The organism is Cupriavidus sp. 01L46, from assembly GCF_056399905.1.
In genome coordinates this window covers 1-15930 of record NZ_JBFTSF010000139.1, presented here as the reverse complement: position 1 = coordinate 15930, position 15930 = coordinate 1, and the positions used below count along the sequence as shown (strand labels likewise).

Annotated in this window: 14 protein-coding genes; 12 read left to right on the top strand and 2 right to left on the bottom strand. The window is 67.1% G+C overall.

Going from position 1 to position 15930, the window contains the following annotated elements; translation table 11 throughout:
* Nucleotides 1-359: 359 nt before the first annotated feature.
* Nucleotides 360-812, top strand: coding sequence for a hypothetical protein (locus tag AC1DS3_RS22805; protein ID WP_441640507.1), 453 nt, complete (start codon nucleotides 360-362; stop codon nucleotides 810-812).
* Between the two features lie 640 nt (nucleotides 813-1452).
* On the opposite strand, the gene AC1DS3_RS22800 is transcribed toward AC1DS3_RS22805, so the two are convergent.
* Nucleotides 1453-1821 carry a VOC family protein gene (locus tag AC1DS3_RS22800; RefSeq protein WP_441640506.1) on the bottom strand — a complete coding sequence of 123 codons (369 nt, stop codon included), beginning with the start codon at nucleotides 1819-1821 and terminating at the stop codon, nucleotides 1453-1455.
* A 207-nt stretch (nucleotides 1822-2028) separates the two neighbouring features.
* Nucleotides 2029-4470 (bottom strand): TonB-dependent receptor, encoded by a 2442-nt coding sequence (locus AC1DS3_RS22795; RefSeq protein WP_477128002.1) that lies wholly within the window; start codon nucleotides 4468-4470, stop codon nucleotides 2029-2031.
* 167 nt (nucleotides 4471-4637) lie between these two features.
* On the opposite strand from AC1DS3_RS22795, the gene AC1DS3_RS22790 reads away from it, so the two are divergent.
* From AC1DS3_RS22790 to AC1DS3_RS22740, 11 genes are all read left to right on the top strand, one after another.
* The gene (locus AC1DS3_RS22790) at nucleotides 4638-6053 is read left to right on the top strand and encodes a histidine kinase (RefSeq protein WP_477128001.1); all 1416 of its coding nucleotides are present in this window, start codon (nucleotides 4638-4640) and stop codon (nucleotides 6051-6053) included.
* The gene (locus tag AC1DS3_RS22785) at nucleotides 6050-6673 is read left to right on the top strand and encodes a response regulator (protein WP_441640503.1); all 624 of its coding nucleotides are present in this window, start codon (nucleotides 6050-6052) and stop codon (nucleotides 6671-6673) included. The genes AC1DS3_RS22790 and AC1DS3_RS22785 overlap by 4 nt, the downstream gene beginning before the upstream one ends.
* A gap of 240 nt (nucleotides 6674-6913) precedes the next feature.
* The gene (locus AC1DS3_RS22780; RefSeq protein ID WP_441640502.1) at nucleotides 6914-7909 is read left to right on the top strand and encodes a tripartite tricarboxylate transporter substrate binding protein; all 996 of its coding nucleotides are present in this window, start codon (nucleotides 6914-6916) and stop codon (nucleotides 7907-7909) included.
* The gene (locus tag AC1DS3_RS22775; RefSeq protein ID WP_441640501.1) at nucleotides 7909-8697 is read left to right on the top strand and encodes an ABC transporter ATP-binding protein; all 789 of its coding nucleotides are present in this window, start codon (nucleotides 7909-7911) and stop codon (nucleotides 8695-8697) included. Before AC1DS3_RS22780 ends, AC1DS3_RS22775 begins: the two co-directional genes overlap by 1 nt.
* On the top strand, nucleotides 8694-9704 hold the full coding sequence (locus tag AC1DS3_RS22770; protein ID WP_441640500.1) for a PQQ-dependent catabolism-associated beta-propeller protein: 1011 nt from the start codon (nucleotides 8694-8696) through the stop codon (nucleotides 9702-9704). The genes AC1DS3_RS22775 and AC1DS3_RS22770 overlap by 4 nt, the downstream gene beginning before the upstream one ends.
* A complete protein-coding gene (locus AC1DS3_RS22765) occupies nucleotides 9697-10878 on the top strand; it encodes an ABC transporter substrate-binding protein (RefSeq protein WP_477128000.1) in 1182 nt (393 codons plus the stop codon). Before AC1DS3_RS22770 ends, AC1DS3_RS22765 begins: the two co-directional genes overlap by 8 nt.
* Nucleotides 10879-10896: 18 nt before the next feature.
* Nucleotides 10897-11721 carry an ABC transporter permease gene (locus AC1DS3_RS22760; RefSeq protein ID WP_441640498.1) on the top strand — a complete coding sequence of 275 codons (825 nt, stop codon included), beginning with the start codon at nucleotides 10897-10899 and terminating at the stop codon, nucleotides 11719-11721.
* Nucleotides 11718-12482, top strand: a complete 765-nt coding sequence (locus tag AC1DS3_RS22755) for a quinoprotein dehydrogenase-associated SoxYZ-like carrier (RefSeq protein ID WP_441640497.1) — start codon at nucleotides 11718-11720, stop codon at nucleotides 12480-12482. Before AC1DS3_RS22760 ends, AC1DS3_RS22755 begins: the two co-directional genes overlap by 4 nt.
* Entirely contained in the window at nucleotides 12479-13411 is a 933-nt protein-coding gene (locus AC1DS3_RS22750) for a quinoprotein relay system zinc metallohydrolase 1 (protein WP_477127999.1), read from the top strand. The genes AC1DS3_RS22755 and AC1DS3_RS22750 overlap by 4 nt, the downstream gene beginning before the upstream one ends.
* 203 nt (nucleotides 13412-13614) lie before the next feature.
* The gene (locus AC1DS3_RS22745) at nucleotides 13615-15357 is read left to right on the top strand and encodes a PQQ-dependent methanol/ethanol family dehydrogenase (RefSeq protein ID WP_441640495.1); all 1743 of its coding nucleotides are present in this window, start codon (nucleotides 13615-13617) and stop codon (nucleotides 15355-15357) included.
* Nucleotides 15358-15509: 152 nt separating this feature from the next.
* Nucleotides 15510-15803, top strand: a complete 294-nt coding sequence (locus AC1DS3_RS22740) for a c-type cytochrome (protein WP_477128003.1) — start codon at nucleotides 15510-15512, stop codon at nucleotides 15801-15803.
* Nucleotides 15804-15930 lie beyond the last annotated feature (127 nt).

Here is a 15930-nt window from a genome sequence, read left to right as displayed (position 1 = left end):
CAGTGGAGGGCGTGCAATCCGTGGTGGACGGCCTGGAGGTCGAGAAATAGCCATCGCTGGCATCACGGCACATCTCGGCGCGCACGGGAAAAGCCATAGTGTCTCTTCGCGTCCGAGCTCCTCTGGAGACGGTAATTGTAGCGTAGGAGAGGTGGTTAGAATTCGCCATCGGACACTGTCCCACAGTTATCAGTACTCGCCTGGTTATTAATCACTTTTTGATGTATTCTGGGTGCGTGGATAAAGATAATTATTGTCTATAAGTTTGTGGCTGAAATAGAATTAAATAATTTAAAATAAAAAAGAACAATTTCAATGTTAGGTCGTCGAATTTGTATGGACAGAGTTGGAGATGTTCCATGCAAGCAATTCGTCATATATGGCGCCGCATGTTCCCTATGTGCAGTCCTACGCTCAAGCACAACGGCCTCTGCGCGCTTACGGCCGGCGCACTTGTTGCATTACTGGCGAGCCCTGGCGCACACGCAACCGATCTTGCGCGCCAGACCATAGGCCCGGTCAGCTACGTTTGCGGAGGTGTTGGCGAGGACGAGCAGCAGGCAATCAAGTCGGAGTCGAAGGATTTTGATATGGGACTGTTATTCACCGAGGGCGCACGCGGTGAGTATCTATCCGATGTGGCAATCACCCTTTCGCGTAACGGAGTCGAGGTTGCATCCTTCCGCTCGAGCGGGCCGCGTTGCCTCATCAAAGCGCCGAGGGCGACTTATCAGGTCGTGGCAACCTACAATGGTGTAGAAAAGCACACCCAATTGCGGATGGGCGATCGGAACGTGCATTTGAATTGGTAGCCGACCGGCGTCGCAATGGCCATTAGGCATTTTCCCAATGCCGCAGATTAGATGCGCGTCACCGTGTGCGCAACAGTAGCGTCACTGGCAGCATCTCCAGCGCCTCGGCCAAGGCCAGGCGGCGGGCGGCTGGAGCCGGGTTCCGGTCCGCGTACCAGGCCTGCGGCGCTCGGCGCCTGCCACAGCGCGGCGCGCAGCGCGACCAGGTCGTCACGCAGCACTTTGCGAGCGCGCGTACGACGCACCGAAGCAAGTCTCGCCGTGAGACGTTGATCTGGTGTTAACGGAATGCACGGCGCGCCATTGGAAGGCGGTGGTGGCGTGGCCCGCATAGGCCACGCGTCAACGCATTCTGGCGACCGTGTCCAGATAGTCGCGCCCCTCGTTCGTGAGGCGGACTTGTTTCGGGTCTTGTGCGGCTCGATGCCGTTTCTATCGAGAAGCACAAGCTCGCAACGCTGAATACACTTCCTTACGCCCCTGTGGGGACTGGGATCGTTGGGAGCGACGTTTGTGGCGTTTGGGGGATTTGCCGCGGAATGTGAGCAAAAAGGCGAGGCCGATGCACCGAAAATCATGCTGTCGACTGCAGGCCACCGCCAATAGTCGTCGTGCCTCTTCCTCTCGATGCGCACATCTCCTATCCCTTCGTGAAGATCTCCAGAAGATGCCTGCTCGGATCCTCGAAATAGATTCTGCGGCAGCCATCGTCCGTGCTGACCTCGCCGGGGTGGCGGCGGTATGGGTCCGACCAGTACATCAGATTGCGCGCGCGGATTCGGGCGAGGCTTTGCTCGAATTCGGCGTCGCTGATCAGAAAGGCATAGTGCTGCGGAGCAACATCGCCTTTCGCGTCCATGAAGTCCAGGGTGATCTCGTTGTCCAGCCGTACGGCAAGAAACGGCCCGAACGGCACGGCCGCGGGACGTCCGAGGATCTCGCAGAGGAAGTCTGCGGACGCCTTCTTGTCATGAGAAAAGACGATGGTGTGGTTGAGCTGGATGGCCATGTCGCAATCTCCGGGAAGGGGTACGTGCGTCACGCAGCGGCTGACGCGTGCCACCTTAGCAGGGTACATGGATTTGGGCACGCCGGGCGGGCGTCACGGCCAGCCTCGATGCGGTCGAAGCCTGCGCGCAGATACCCCAGCTAACCGCCAAAGGCCAGGTGCCGGCATAGCCCATTGACCGTTGCCACGAGCGCTCCCATTGTCGGATTACATGCGGTAAATCACGCCGATCCAGGCGCTGCGCGGTGCGCCGGGCGCGACGAACCGCGCGCTGGCGTTGTCTTCCGGCGTCACGTGCGGACGCAGCAGGTTGCCGTTGGGAAACAGGTCGCTGGAGATCTGGCCATAGGTCTMGTAGCGGCGGTCGAACAGGTTAGCCACGCGCGCATAGATCTCGAAATGCTTGTTGACGCGGTAGGACGCCCGCAGGTTCACGGTGGCGTATCCGGGCGTGCTCCAGTCCGCGTACTTGGGTGCCTTGCCGGGCTGCGGGTCGGCGCGCAGGCCGTCTTCGTTGCCGCTGGTCACGCTGCTTGACACGCCAACCAGGTCGGCGCCCAGGGTCAGTTCGGGCAGCGCCTGCCAGTCCACGCCCAGCTTGATGGTGTGGCGCGGCAGGCCGGCCATGCGCATGCCCGGCTTGATATCGATGGTCCGTTCTCCCACCGCGAGCTGCCCGGTGGCCTGATAGGTGGCTTCGAGATAGCTGTAGCCGAGGCGCAGCGTGACATTGCCAAGACGCTGCCGGGCGGACAGGTCGAAGCCCTGGTTACGGGTCCGGTCGAAGTTGGCGAAGTATCCCTGCTGCGTGTTGGGGGCGCGCAAGAAGAGGATGTCATCGTGGTTGTCGATGCGGTAGAACGAGCCGGATACTTCCGTGTCCTTCGAGGGCCGCCAGCGCGCGCCCACTTCATAGGAGTGCGAGACGACCTGCTTGAGGTAAGGGTCGGCCTGCAGGCCGGCGGGCAGGCGGCAGGGCTGGGCGGGATCGGCGCAACCCAGCTCCAGCACTGTCGGCACGCGGTTGTTCTGGGCATAGCCGCCAAATACCGAGACCCCGGCGCCCAGCTTCTGCGTCAGGCCAAGCGCGGGGTTGAGCCGGCGGTAGGTGAAGCTCTCGCTCGGCTGCTCGCTGCCGTCGCTGTTGCGCAGCGTATTGTTCACGGCCACGTGGTTCCAGCGGGCCGAACCCGTCACGAAGGTGCTGGGCGTCACGGCCCAGGTGTCCGACAGGTACAGGCCAATTGCGCGCGAGGTGCCGCTGACGCCGGAGAATAGCGCGTTCGGTGCATTCGGGTCCGCGATCACGCCGCGGTCGTCGGTAAAGGTGCCTAGCTGCTCATACTGCGAGTAAGTCAGGCGGCTGCGGTCGAACGTCAGCCCGGCGTTGAGCAGGTGCTTTTCCGTCTCCCTGGCGAAACTGAACGCCATGCCGACGGACTGCTGCCACATGTGCGTGGTGTTGCGCACCGCCGGATCCAGCGCCGCGCCTTCGCTCCGGGTGAAGCCGCAGCGGGACTTGCGCGGGCTGCCGTCGGCCTTGAAGCCATCTTCGCAGTCTTCCGCGTAGGCGTCGTAGACCGGGTTCACGTCCCCGTTGGTGGTATCGCGGCGGCTGGTGCGCACATAGGCGAGCACGGCGGCGCTGGTCTTGTCGTCGAACCAGTGGCGGCCGTTGAAGGCAGCCTGGGTGACCATGTTCTCGGTTTTGTCGGGATAGGTATAGACGGCACCGCGATTGCTCTCGTAGAGCCCGGGCAGCAGGGCATTGCCGCTCGCGCGGTAGCTCGGCACCAGGCCGTTGCCGATCAGGGTGCTGCGCCCGTGCAGCAAGGAGACGTCCCAGCTGTTGGTCTCGCCCTCAAACCCGGCTTTGAGGAACAGGTTGCCGAGCCGGCCCTCCGAATGATCGCGCCAGCCGTGCTCCTGGAACAGGGTGCCGGCGGCAAAGGCGTGCCAGCCGCTGTCGCTGCGGATGCCGCCCGACAGGTCGGCGCGCTTGCGGTTGCCGCTGCCATAGGAAAGGTCGGCGGTGAGGCCCGGTGAAGTCAGGCCCGAGCGGGTGGTCATGGCCAGCGCGCCGCCAAGCGTGTTGAGGCCGTAAGCGGGGTTGGCGCTGGAGACCAGCGAGACGCTTTCCAGCRCGGCTTCGGGAATCATGTCCCAGCTCACCACATCGCCGAAGGGCTCGTTGACGCGGATCCCGTCCAGGTAGATGGACAGCCCTTGCGGCACACCCGGGATCGACGAGGCGCGAAAGCCGCGGTAGGTGAGGTCGGTCTGGAAGGGGCTGCCCTGGATGTCGTTGACGTTGACGCCGGTGAAGTTACGCGCCAGGTATTCGCCGAGGGTGCCGGTGCGCGTGCCGTTCAGGTCGTCGCCGCTGACTGTCTGCACCGTGTACGGCACCAGATCGCGGTCCACGCCAATGCCCGGCAGCGGTGCGGTGGCTACCACCATGACTTCGGGCAGCGTGGCACTGTCCCCGGATTGCACACCACTGTCCTGTTGTGCAACAGTGGGCATGGCGGCCAGCAATGCCACGGCCAGCGCGATGGCGGTGGCCGCGCTGCGCCGTGGCGCGCCGCGGCGCRGGGTTGCGCCTCCCGGCGAGGCCCTGCGCCTGGGTGGGGGTGGGTTGGCTGGCATCTTGCATCTCCTCGGAACGATCGGCCGGGGCACCTGCGTTGGGTGCCGGCTTGGTGGAAACAACTTGAGGGACGGGGAGCAGGTTCCGTACCTCGGGCTTCGGGAAAACCTCCCGATCCGCGGGCCATCTCTACCGTCCACTGCAATCTCCCGGGGGCGTCATTGCCATGACGATGTCTCGCTATCTGTTAAGCCGCGCCATCTGGATCTGCGCGGCCTGCCTGTGCTGCGCGCTGGTGGCCGCGCTATGGCTCGCGGTGCGCGCCATCGGCGACGAGCGGCGTGGCGCGGACGCCATGGCGCAGCTGATACCGCGCTTGTCGGCCTTGCAGACGGCGGCCCCGGCCGAACGCGAAGCGCATCTCGCCGCCCTGCGCGCCATCAACGCCTCGGCGCAAATGCGCCACCTGTGGCTGCATCTGGAGGATGCAACGGGCCAGGTGCTGGTGAGCGCGCCGCAGCCGCGGGATAGTGCCGCCTGGGGCGGCTTGCTTGCCCTTCCGGGCCTGGGTGCGGATGCGGCGCGGCTGGAAAGCAGCTGGGAGATCCACACCCGCGACGGCGCCACCTACCGCGCCGCCTTGCGCTGGAGTCCGGAGAGCGAAATCCGGGAAGCCAGCGGCGACATGGCCGGCTACCTCGCCATGCTGGCGGTCTATGGCGCGCTGCTGCTGCTTGGCATCCACTGGGCCCTGGGACGGGCCGTTGCCCCTCTGCAACAGATCCTGGAGGCTATCCGGCGCTACGAAGACAAGGACTACAGTGCGCGCCTGCCGCCCATGCGCACGCGCGAGATGGACCAGCTCCGCCGTGCGCTCAACCATCTGGCCGGCGCGCTGGACGAAACCCAGGCGGAGCGCCGCGCCCTGAGCCGCAAGCTGCTGACCGCCCAGGAAAGCGAACGGGCGCGCCTGGCGCGAGAACTGCACGACGAGTTCGGCCAGGTGCTCACCGCGATGCGTGCCGATGCCGCCTACCTGGTGCGCAAGAGCGTCCACGAGCCGGTGCTGCAACTCGTGGCCAACGACCTGGCCGGGCATTGCGCCAGGATCCAGCACGAGGTACGCCATCTGCTGCACCGGCTGCGGCCGCACGGCGTGCGGCCCGACGGCCGGCTGGCTTCGGTGGAGCGCCTGCTGCAGGACCTGGTGCAGGCCTGGCGCGACCAGCCCGGCCAGCACGTGGAGGTGGACTATGCGGTGGCGCTTGGCGGCGTGGCGCCGGGCCCCGAGCTGATCCTGACGCTGTACCGCATGACGCAGGAAGCGCTGACCAACGTGATGCGCCATGCCGGCGCACGCCGCGTGGCGATCCRCATTGCYGCCACGGSCGCMGGGGARGCGGTGCGCTGGAGCGTGGAGGACGACGGCCAGGGCATTGCCGACGTCGCCGCGGCSCTGCAGCGCAGTCATGGCCTGSGRGGSATGCAGGAGCGTGCGTGGGCCCATCTTGGCACGCTGCACATCGAACCTGCCTGCGCCGCGGCCCTCGCCACACCCGGCTGCCGCCTGAGTGCAAGCTTTCCGCTTGCGCAGCAGGCCTTCGCCAAGCCGGTTCAACCACATGGGAGCCAGAGCGAATGAAAACGATCGACGTAGTCCTTGCCGACGATCACGCGGTAGTGCGCACCGGATACCGGCGGCTGCTCGAACTGGAGGAGGGGGTGCGCGTGGTGGCCGAGTTCGGCGATAGCGATGCCGCCTACGCCTGGCTGACGCAGCATCCCGCCGACGTGCTGATCCTGGACCTGTCGATGCCCGGACGCGGCGGCATGGAAGTGCTGCAGCGGCTGGGCGCGCGGGTGCCCGCATTGCGGATCCTGGTGTTCAGCATGCACGACAGCGCTGCCATCGTCAGCCAGGCCATGCGGGCCGGCGCCGCCGGCTACCTGACCAAGAGCAGCGCGCCGGAGGCCCTGGTGGACGCGGTACGCAAGGTGGCCAACGGGCGGCAGGCGCTGTCCGACGATGTCGCCGGCCTGGCCGCCGCCGGCAGCCAGCTTCCGCCCCACCTGGCCTTGTCGCCGCGCGAGTTCGACCTGTTCCGCCTGTTTGCGCGCGGCACGGCGATCGAGGAAGTGGCCGCGCAGCTCTACCTCAGCACCAAGACGGTGGCGAACTACCAGACGCTGATCCGCAAGAAGATGGGCCTGGCCAACCGGGTCGAAATGCATCGCTATGCGATGGAGCACGGCTTCGGCTGAGCCTCTGTTGCAAAACGGGACAGCGTTGCCCCGCGGGCAGGAGCCGTGTTCCGCGGCGGTACAACGCCCGCCAGCGCACTGCACAACGCGCGTCGCTGCCTGATGGCCGGGCGCCCTCCGGGGCGATGCGGGAGAAGGCCCGGCGGCGCACGGTGCACATGCTGCACCGCACATGGCATCGGCCTTGCTCCACTAACCGGCATGAACGCCTCCACCTCAACCTCCACCTCCTGCCGGGCCATGCTTAGTCGTCTTGCTTGCGCGCTGCTGCTCTGCTTTGGCCTGGCCCATGCGCTGGCCAATGCGCTGGCCGCGCCGGCGGAGGCGGCGCAACGCTTTCCGGTGCGCCCGATCACGTTGATCGTGCCGTGGCCGGCGGGCGGTGCCACCGATATCTCGATGCGCGTGCTGGCGGAGCTGGCCGGGCGCGAACTCGGCCAGCCCATCGTGGTGGAAAACAAACCGGGCGCCGGCGGCACGCTGGTGGGCGGCGTGCTTGCCGCCGCGCGGCCGGATGGCTACACCATCGGCCAGTTGCCGCTGACGGTCTATCGCTTCCCGCATCAGCAGAAAACCGCGTGGCAGCCGCTGCGCGACATCCAGCCGGTGCTGATGGTCTCCGGCTACACCTTCGGCATCGTGGTGCCCGTGGACAGCCCCTTCCACACGCTGGACGACCTGATCGGCTGGGGCCGTGCCCATCCGGGGGAGCTGACGGTGGGTTCCACCGGCATCGGCACCACCGCGCACCTGGCCATGGAGGATGTGCTCGGGCGCAGCGGCGTGCGCTACGTGCACGTGCCTTACCGCGGCACCGCGGACCAGATGCTGGCGGTGGCCAATGGCTCGCTGATGGCGGGCGTGAATTCGACCGGCTTCGCGCCCTTCGTGGACAGCGGGCGGATGCGCCTGCTGGCGGTGTTCAGCGCGCAGCGCTCGGCGCGCTGGCCAGAGGTGCCGACCGTCAGCGAGCTGGGCTTCGACCACGCGATCCACAACTCGCCCTATGGCATCGGCGTGCCGCGCGGCACCGACCCGCTGATCGTCAGCCGCCTGCAAGACGCGTTCCGCATCGCCATGTACCAGCCTCGCCACGTGGCCGAGCTGGCCAGGTACGACCAGGAACTGACCTACCTGAACACCGCCCGGTACGAAGCCTACCTGCAGCGCGCCTGGGACGTGGAGCGGCGCTTCGCCGAGCGGGTGGGCACGGCGCTGCCGAAGGAGCACCTGTGATGGCCCCGGAATCCCCGCTGGCGCTGCGCTGTGAGGCCGTGCGCAAGCGCTTTGGCAACCAGCACGCGCTGGACGGCGTTTCGCTCGACGTGCGGCGCGGCGAATTCGTTGCGCTGCTGGGCCCCAACGGCGCAGGCAAGACCACGCTGTTCCAGATCCTCAGTGGCTTGTTCGTGGCCGACGCGGGGCGGGTCACGGTCATGGGGACGGATATGCGGCGCCACCCGGTGCGCGCGCTGGCCCGGCTCGGCATCGTGTTCCAGCAGCCGGCCATCGACCTGGACTTGTCGGTCTTGTCCAACCTGCATTTCCATGCCGGCCTGCACGGGATGGCGCGCCGCGTTGCCGCCGGGCGGATTGCCCGGCTACTGGAGGATTTCGGCCTGGCCGGGCGGGCCGGGGCGGCCGTGCGCGAGCTCTCGGGCGGCAACCGGCGCAAGGTGGAGCTGGCGCGCGCGCTGTTGCACGAGCCCGCCGTGCTGCTGATGGACGAGCCCACTGTCGGGCTCGATCCGGCCTCGCGCGCGCAGCTCGTTGCCGATGCGCGCCGGCTTGCCGCGCAGGCGCAGGCCGGCGTGCTGTGGGCCACGCACCTGGTGCAGGAGGTGGAGCAGGCGGATCGCGTGATCGTGCTGCATCGCGGGGCGGTGCGCTTCGATGGCACCCCGGCCGCGCTGCGCGGCGCGGCCGAGCGTGACAGCTTGGAGCAGGCCTTCCTGGCCCTGACTACCTTCCCAGCATCGCCGACCCGAGCCACCGAGCGAGCCACCGAGCGCGTCCCCGCATGAACAAGCCGCCCACCCTTGGCTTGATCGCCTGCGCCACCGTGGCCGCCACGCTGCTGCTGATTGCCGCCGGCGTGGCCGGTGCCGCCGAAAGCCGCAACGCCAGCGGGCAGGTCTTCGTCTCCAGCGAAAAAGACGACGCCGTGGCCGCCTATAGCGCCACCAGCAGGCAACTGATCGCCGTCTGGCGGCAATGCAAGCGCCCGCGCCACCTGCAGCTGTCGCCGGACCGGCGGCGCCTTTACGTGGCCTGCAGCGACGATAACCGGGTGGACGTGGTCGACGTGGCGAGCCGCAAGACCGTGGCCTCGCTGCCGGTCGGCGACGATCCGGAACTGTTCGACCTCAGTCCCGACGGCCGCACGCTCTACGTCTCCCACGAGGAGGACGGACTGCTGTCGGCCTACGACACCGCGTCCGGCAAGAAGGTGTTTGCCATCAAGGTGGGCGAAGAGCCCGAGGGCGTGAAGGCCAGCCCGGACGGCAAGCGGGTGTACGTCACCTCGGAAGTGGCCAATCTGGTCCATGTGATCGACGTGGCTTCGCGCAAGCTGGTCAAGAATATCCAGGTCGGCAACCGCCCGCGCCGCCTGCTGCTCGCCATGGACGGCAAGGAGCTGTGGGTGACCAACGAACTGGCCGCCAGCGTGAGCGTGATCCGCACCGATACGCTGGAAGTGGTGCAGACCATCGCTTTCACGCCCAAGGGTTTCCGTGCCGAGGACGTGACCCCGGTCGGGCTGGTCGCCAGCAGCGATGGCAAGCGCGCCTATATCGGGCTGGGCCGCGCCAATCACGTGGCCGTGGTCGACGTGGCTTCGCGCCGGGTGCTGGACTACGTGCTGGTGGGGCACCGCGCCTGGGGCCTGGCGCTGACGCGTGACAACGCCTGGCTCTATGTGGCCAACGGGCTGTCGGATGACGTCAGCGTGGTCGACACCGCAAGCAACAAGGCCGTGGCCACGCTCAAGGCGGGCAGGGTGCCGCATTCGGTGGCGATCGATGACTAGCMCGGCGGCCAGGCTGCGCTGGCTGGCCGTGTTCGCGTGGCTTGCGGCCACCGCGCACGCGGCTGACGTACGGGTGGCCGTGGTTTCCATGGCCGGCGATGCGCGCTACGCACCCAGGCGGATGGAGCAACGTTATCCCGGCCAGCCGCAAGGCCGTCCCGTGGACGGCGCGCGCGTGGCAGCGGCGGAATCGCGCTTTGCGCTGGAAGCCGCCGGGCAGGTCCTGCGGCTCGATGCGCAGGAGGCCAGCAGCGAAGCCGAGGTGGGGCCGATGGTAGCCGCGCTGGCGCGCCAGGGCACGCGCTTTATCCTGCTCGACCTGCCGGCTCCGGCGGTCAGGCTGGCGGCGCGCGCGGTCAAGCCCGGCGAAGCGCTGCTGTTCAACGTTTCCGCCGCCGACGATGAACTGCGCGGCGCTGGCTGCGCGCCGCACCTGCTCCACACGCTGCCCAGCCAGCGCATGCAGGCGGATGCGCTGATGCAATACCTGGCGCTGCGCAAGTGGCGCCGTGCGCTGTTGCTGAGCGGGCCGTCGCCGGAAGATGCGGCGCAGCGCGCCGTGCTCACGCAGGCCGCCCGCCGCTTCGGTATTGCGTGGTCGGCGCAGCGCGCGTTCAAGCTGTCGAACGATCCGCGCGAGCGCGAGCTGGGCAATCTCAGCCTGCTGACCACCGGCGTGGACTACGACGTGGTGGTGGTGGCCGATGCCGACGGCGAGTTCGCGCGCAGCGTGCCCTATGCGACCCAGTTGCCGCGCCCGGTGGTGGGTGCCAGCGGGCTGGCCGCCCAGGCCTGGCACTGGGCCTGGGAGCGCAACGGCGGGCCGCAGCTGAACCGGCGTTTCATCAAGGCGGCGGGCCGCCCCATGACCGGCTACGACTGGGCCGCGTGGGTGGCCGTGAAGGCGATCGCCGAAAGCGTGGCGCGTCAGCCCAAGGGCGGCTTTGCCGGCCAGGCCGAGGCCCTGGTCTCCGAAGCGGTGGTGGTGGATGGCTTCAAGGGGCCGCCGCTGTCCTTCCGGCGCTGGGACCGCCAGCTGCGCCAGCCGGTCMTGCTGGCGCATCCCGACGGCGTGGCCGGCGTGGCCCCGGTGGAGGGCGTGCTGCATCCGAAGAACAATCTCGACACGCTGGGCGCCGACGCCGCCGACACCGCGTGCCGGCCAGGCAAATAAGGAGGCGACGCCCGAGCCATGACTACCACCCTGATCCACGCCTGGCGCGCCTTGCGCGCGGTGGCCGGGCGCGAACTGCACAAGTTCTTCCGGCAACCCGGGCGGTTGTTCTCGTCGCTGGTGCGGCCGCTGCTGTGGCTGTTGGTCTTCGCGGCCGGCTTCCAGAACGCGCTCGGTGTTGCCATCGTGCCGCCCTATGACACCTATGTCGAATACAAGGTCTTTGTCACGCCCGGCCTGCTCGGCATGATCGCGCTGTTCAACGGCATGCAGTCCTCGCTGGCGATGGTGTACGACCGCGAGATGGGCGTGATGCGCTTGCTGCTGACCGCGCCGCTGCCCAGGGCCTGGCTGCTCGCCTGCAAGCTGGCTGCCGGCACGTTGCTTTCGTTGCTGCAGATGGTCGCCTTCCTGCTTGTCGCCATGGCCTTCGATGTGACCTTCGCGCCGGCATGCCTGCCCGGCGCGCTGGCCGTGATGGTGCTGGCCGCGCTGATGCTGGGGGCGTTGGGTTTGCTGCTGTCGGTGCATGTGCGGCAACTGGAGAACTTCGCCGGCACCATGAATTTCGTGATCTTCCCGATGTTCTTCATCAGCTCGGCGCTGTATCCGCTCTGGAAGCTGGAGGAGTCCGGCGCCACCGTGGTCTACCAGCTCGCGCGTTTCAATCCCTTCACCCATGCCGTGGAAGCGATCCGCTTTGCCTTGTACGGGCAGGCCGCACCAGTCAGTCTCGCGGTGGTGGCCGCTTGCACGGCTGTGTTTTTCGCCTTGGCGCTGCTGGGCTACGACCCGCAGCGCGGGATGGTGCGCCGCGTGCGCCAGGCCGGGGGGCCGGCATGAGGCATGCCGCTGCGCTGGCAGCTTGCTTGGCGTTCGCCGCGGCGGGCGCGTGGGCATCGGAGAGCCGCGATCCGTTGCAGTCGCCGCAATGGCCGCTGGTGCACAAGGAAGCGCTGCAGCAAGCGCCGTTCGTGTTCGACAGCCGCGTCAAGGTCACCGGGCCGGCCTTTGCCGAAGATCCGATGCGGGTGCCGATCGCCTTCGATGCATCGGCGCTCGGCGAGGTGGATCGCATCGTGGTGGTGGTGGACCGCAACCCGATCCGCAAGGTGCTGGAGTTCGAGCCGCGCAAGGTGCGCCCCTCGCTGTCGTTCCGCTTCAAGCTGGAGCAGGCCTCGCCGGTGCGCGTGGCGGCCCGCACGCCGGACGGCGTGTGGCATGTGGGCGGGGTGATGGTGGATGCCAGCGGCGGCGGCTGCACGGTGCCGGGCGCGACCCGCCGCGATGGCTCATGGAGCACCACGCTGAACCGGGTCGAATCGCGCGTGTTTCCCGGCCTCGGCGGCGCGGGTGGCCGGGTGCGGCTGCGCGTGATGCACCCGATGGACACCGGGCTGGTGGCCGGTATCCCAGCCTTCCATGTGGAGTCGCTGAACCTGCTCGATGCCACCCGGGAAGCGATGCTGCGCCTGACGCTATATGAACCGGTCGCCGAGAACCCGATCTTCTCCTTCGACCTGCGCGGGGCCATCGAGCGCGGCATGACGGTGAGCGGACGCGATAACAACGGCAACCGGTTCGCGGCGCAGGTGACGCCATGAAACGCGTGCTCGGGATCCTGCTATGGCTGGCAGCGCAGGCGGCGCTGGCGCAGGAAGGGGACTACCGCCTGGCGCCACGCCAGGTCGCCGCCGACGTGTGGCTGCTGGAAGGGGCGAACGCGGATTTCACGCCAGACAACGGCTGCAACATCATCAACACCGCCTTTATCGACACGGGTGATGGCGTGGTGGTGATCAATACCGGGCCGTCGCGCCAGTACGGCGAGCAGCAGCGCCGTGCCATTGCTTCGGTCACGGCGGCGCCGGTACGGCTGGTGCTMAATCTCAACCTGCATCCGGACTACTTCTTCGGCAACCAGGCCTATGCCGACGTGGGCGGCAGCGCGCTGGCCGGCACCATCGACGGCGCCCGGCGTGAAGGGCCCGCTTATGCCGACAACCTCTATCGCCTGTGCGGCAACTGGATGCGYGACACCGAACCGGCGCCGCCGCGCCACGTGCTGGCCCCAGGCCGGCGCACGATCGGCAGGCACACCTTCGATCTGATCCGGATGGACGGCCACACCGCCGACGACCTGGTGATCGTGGACCGCAGCGCCGGCATTGTGTTCGCGGGCGGCGTGGCGTTCCGCGAGCGCGTTCCGACCACACCGCACGCGGATCTCAAGCGCTGGCTGGCCAGCCTGGACCATTTGCAGGCGCTGCTGCGCGACAGCGGCGCGCGGCTGCTGATCCCCAGCCACGGACCGGCGCTCGGCAGCGCGGACGCCATTGCGCAGACACGCGGCTACCTGCAGTGGCTGGATGCCMGCATGACCCAGGCGGCATCCGAGGGGCGCGACCTGGCCGAGGTGATCGCCATGCCGGTGCCGGACGCATACGCACGCTGGGGCGCCATGCCGGCGGAGTACCTGCGCAATGTGACGCACCTCTACCCGGCGTATGAGGACGCCGCGTTGAGACGCTGAATCAGGGCAGGCGTGCTGTTCAAATCCGCAACAACGGCAACGGAGTGTTCCGCGCTGGTACGCCATCAAGGCATCGGCAGGCCGCTATTGGGCCGCTATGGGACCGGATACGGGTGTTTTCCATTGGCATGGGAATTGCCAAGAGTCTGTCTGGTGTGTGTGGCACACCGGCGAAGATCGACAACAAGAGAGAGGAGCAGACAATGAGGACGTTACGCGTGATGATGGTGCTCGCGGCAACTACTGCGAGCCTGGTGGCGCAGGCCGCGGTGACCGATGCCATGATCGAGAACGACGCGAAGTCGCCGGGCGACGTGCTGTCGTGGGGGATGGGCCCGCAAGGCCAGCGCTTTTCCACGCTGAACCGCATCAACACAAAGAACATCAGCCAGCTGGTGCCGGCCTGGTCGTTCTCGTTTGGCGGCGAGAAGCAGCGCGGGCAGGAAGCGCAGCCCTTGATCCACGACGGCAAGATGTTCGTGACCGCCTCCTATTCGCGCATCTACGCGCTCGACCTGAAGACAGGCGCCAAGCTGTGGAAATATGAGCACCGCCTGCCCGAAGGCATCATGCCCTGCTGCGACGTGGTCAACCGTGGCGCGGCCCTGTACGACAACCTGGTGATCTTCGGCACGCTCGACGCGCAACTGGTAGCGCTGGACCAGAAGACCGGCAAGGTGGTGTGGAAGGAGAAGATCGAAGACTATGCTGCCGGATACTCCTACACGGCGGCCCCCCTGATCGTCAAAGGCATGGTGCTGACCGGCGTCTCGGGCGGCGAGTTCGGCGTGGTGGGGCGGGTCGAGGCACGCGACGCCAAGACCGGGCAGATGGTGTGGTCCAGGCCCGTGGTGGAAGGCCATATGGGCTACAAGTATGACAAGGACGGCAACAAGACCGAGAACGGCGTGACCGGCACCCAGAACGCCAGCTGGCCGGGCGAGACCTGGAAGACGGGCGGCGCGGCCACCTGGCTCGGCGGCACCTACGATCCGCAGACCGGCCTTGCCTACTTCGGCACCGGCAACCCGGGGCCGTGGAACAGCCACATGCGCAAGGGCGACAATCTGTATTCGGCCTCCACCGTTGCGCTCGATCCCGCCACCGGCAAGATTGTCTGGCACTACCAGAACACCCCGAACGATGGCTGGGACTTTGACGGCGTCAACGAGTTCGTGACCTTCGACCAGGACGGCAAGCGCCTGGGCGGCAAGGCCGACCGCAATGGCTTCTTCTACGTCAACGACGCCACCAGCGGCAAGCTGGTGAACGCTTTCCCCTTCGTCAAGAAGATCACCTGGGCCAGCAGCATCGACCTCAAGACCGGACGACCCAACATGATCGCGGAAAGCCGGCCGGGCGACCCGGCGGCGGGCAGCGATCCGAAGAAGGGCCAGTCCGTGTTCGCCGCGCCGGGCTTCCTCGGCGGCAAGAACCAGCAGCCGATGGCCTACAGCCCGCAGACCGGCCTGTTCTATGTGCCGGCCAATGAATGGGGCATGGATATCTGGAACGAACCCGTGGGCTACAAGAAGGGCGCTGCCTTCCTCGGCGCCGGCTTCACCATCCATCCGCTCAACGAGGACTACATCGGCTCGCTGCGCGCGATCAACCCCAAGACCGGCAAGATCGAGTGGGAAGTCAGGAACTACGCGCCGCTGTGGGGCGGGGTGATGACCACTGCCGGCGGGCTGGTGTTCTGGGGCACGCCGGAGGGCTACCTGAAGGCCGCGGATGCCAAGACCGGCAAGGAACTGTGGAAGTTCCAGACGGGCAGCGGCGTGGTGGCGCCGCCGGTTACCTGGGAGGAGGGCGGCGAGCAGTATGTGGCGGTGGTGTCGGGCTGGGGCGGCGCCGTGCCGCTGTGGGGCGGGGAAGTCGCCAAGCGCGTGAATTTCCTGGAGCAGGGCGGATCGGTGTGGGTGTTCAAGCTGCACAAGAGCTGAATGCTGCCGGACACCATGTAGCGTAGCTGTCCTGCGCGTGCCGGCATCGCACACCGACGCCGGCACGCGCAAGGGCGGGTCGATGATCAGAGCATTGGGATGTAGATATGCAGAAGGCGAAAGGATTCCTGCCGTTGACGGCCACGGTCGCGATGGTGGCGATGGTGCTGTGTGCCGCCCGGRTCGAAGCGGCGCCCGACATGCAGGCGCTGGCTGACAAGAGCGGCTGTTTTTCTTGTCACGGCATGAAGACCAAGGTAGTCGGGCCAGGCTTTGCCGAGGTGGCGGGCAAGTACAAGGGCGACGGGGAAGCACCCGATCGGCTCGCGAAAAAGATCCGCGAGGGCGGGAAGGGCGTTTGGGGACGGATTCCCATGCCGCCGCACGACAATCTCAGCGAGGCGGATGCCAGGAAGCTGGCAGATTGGGTCTTGAGTATCGGATGAGTATCGGATGAGTACCGGATGAACATTGGAAGAGACCGGTGTCAGACCTGACAGTCGGAGAAAAACCGGATACGAAGGAAGGATTCGCAAAGACGTTTCACATCGGCCCGCATGGCTGCCCAGGCAC

What these genes read in the sequence shown, in the direction of transcription:
- AC1DS3_RS22805 (WP_441640507.1), top strand. Translation starts at nt 360, where the DNA reads ATGCAAGCAATTCGTCATATATGGCGCCGCATGTTCCCTATGTGCAGT.
- AC1DS3_RS22800 (WP_441640506.1), bottom strand. Translation starts at nt 1,821, where the DNA reads ATGGCCATCCAGCTCAACCACACCATCGTCTTTTCTCATGACAAGAAG.
- AC1DS3_RS22785 (WP_441640503.1), top strand. Translation starts at nt 6,050, where the DNA reads ATGAAAACGATCGACGTAGTCCTTGCCGACGATCACGCGGTAGTGCGC.
- AC1DS3_RS22780 (WP_441640502.1), top strand. Translation starts at nt 6,914, where the DNA reads ATGCTTAGTCGTCTTGCTTGCGCGCTGCTGCTCTGCTTTGGCCTGGCC.
- AC1DS3_RS22775 (WP_441640501.1), top strand. Translation starts at nt 7,909, where the DNA reads ATGGCCCCGGAATCCCCGCTGGCGCTGCGCTGTGAGGCCGTGCGCAAG.
- AC1DS3_RS22770 (WP_441640500.1), top strand. Translation starts at nt 8,694, where the DNA reads ATGAACAAGCCGCCCACCCTTGGCTTGATCGCCTGCGCCACCGTGGCC.
- AC1DS3_RS22760 (WP_441640498.1), top strand. Translation starts at nt 10,897, where the DNA reads ATGACTACCACCCTGATCCACGCCTGGCGCGCCTTGCGCGCGGTGGCC.
- AC1DS3_RS22755 (WP_441640497.1), top strand. Translation starts at nt 11,718, where the DNA reads ATGAGGCATGCCGCTGCGCTGGCAGCTTGCTTGGCGTTCGCCGCGGCG.
- AC1DS3_RS22745 (WP_441640495.1), top strand. Translation starts at nt 13,615, where the DNA reads ATGAGGACGTTACGCGTGATGATGGTGCTCGCGGCAACTACTGCGAGC.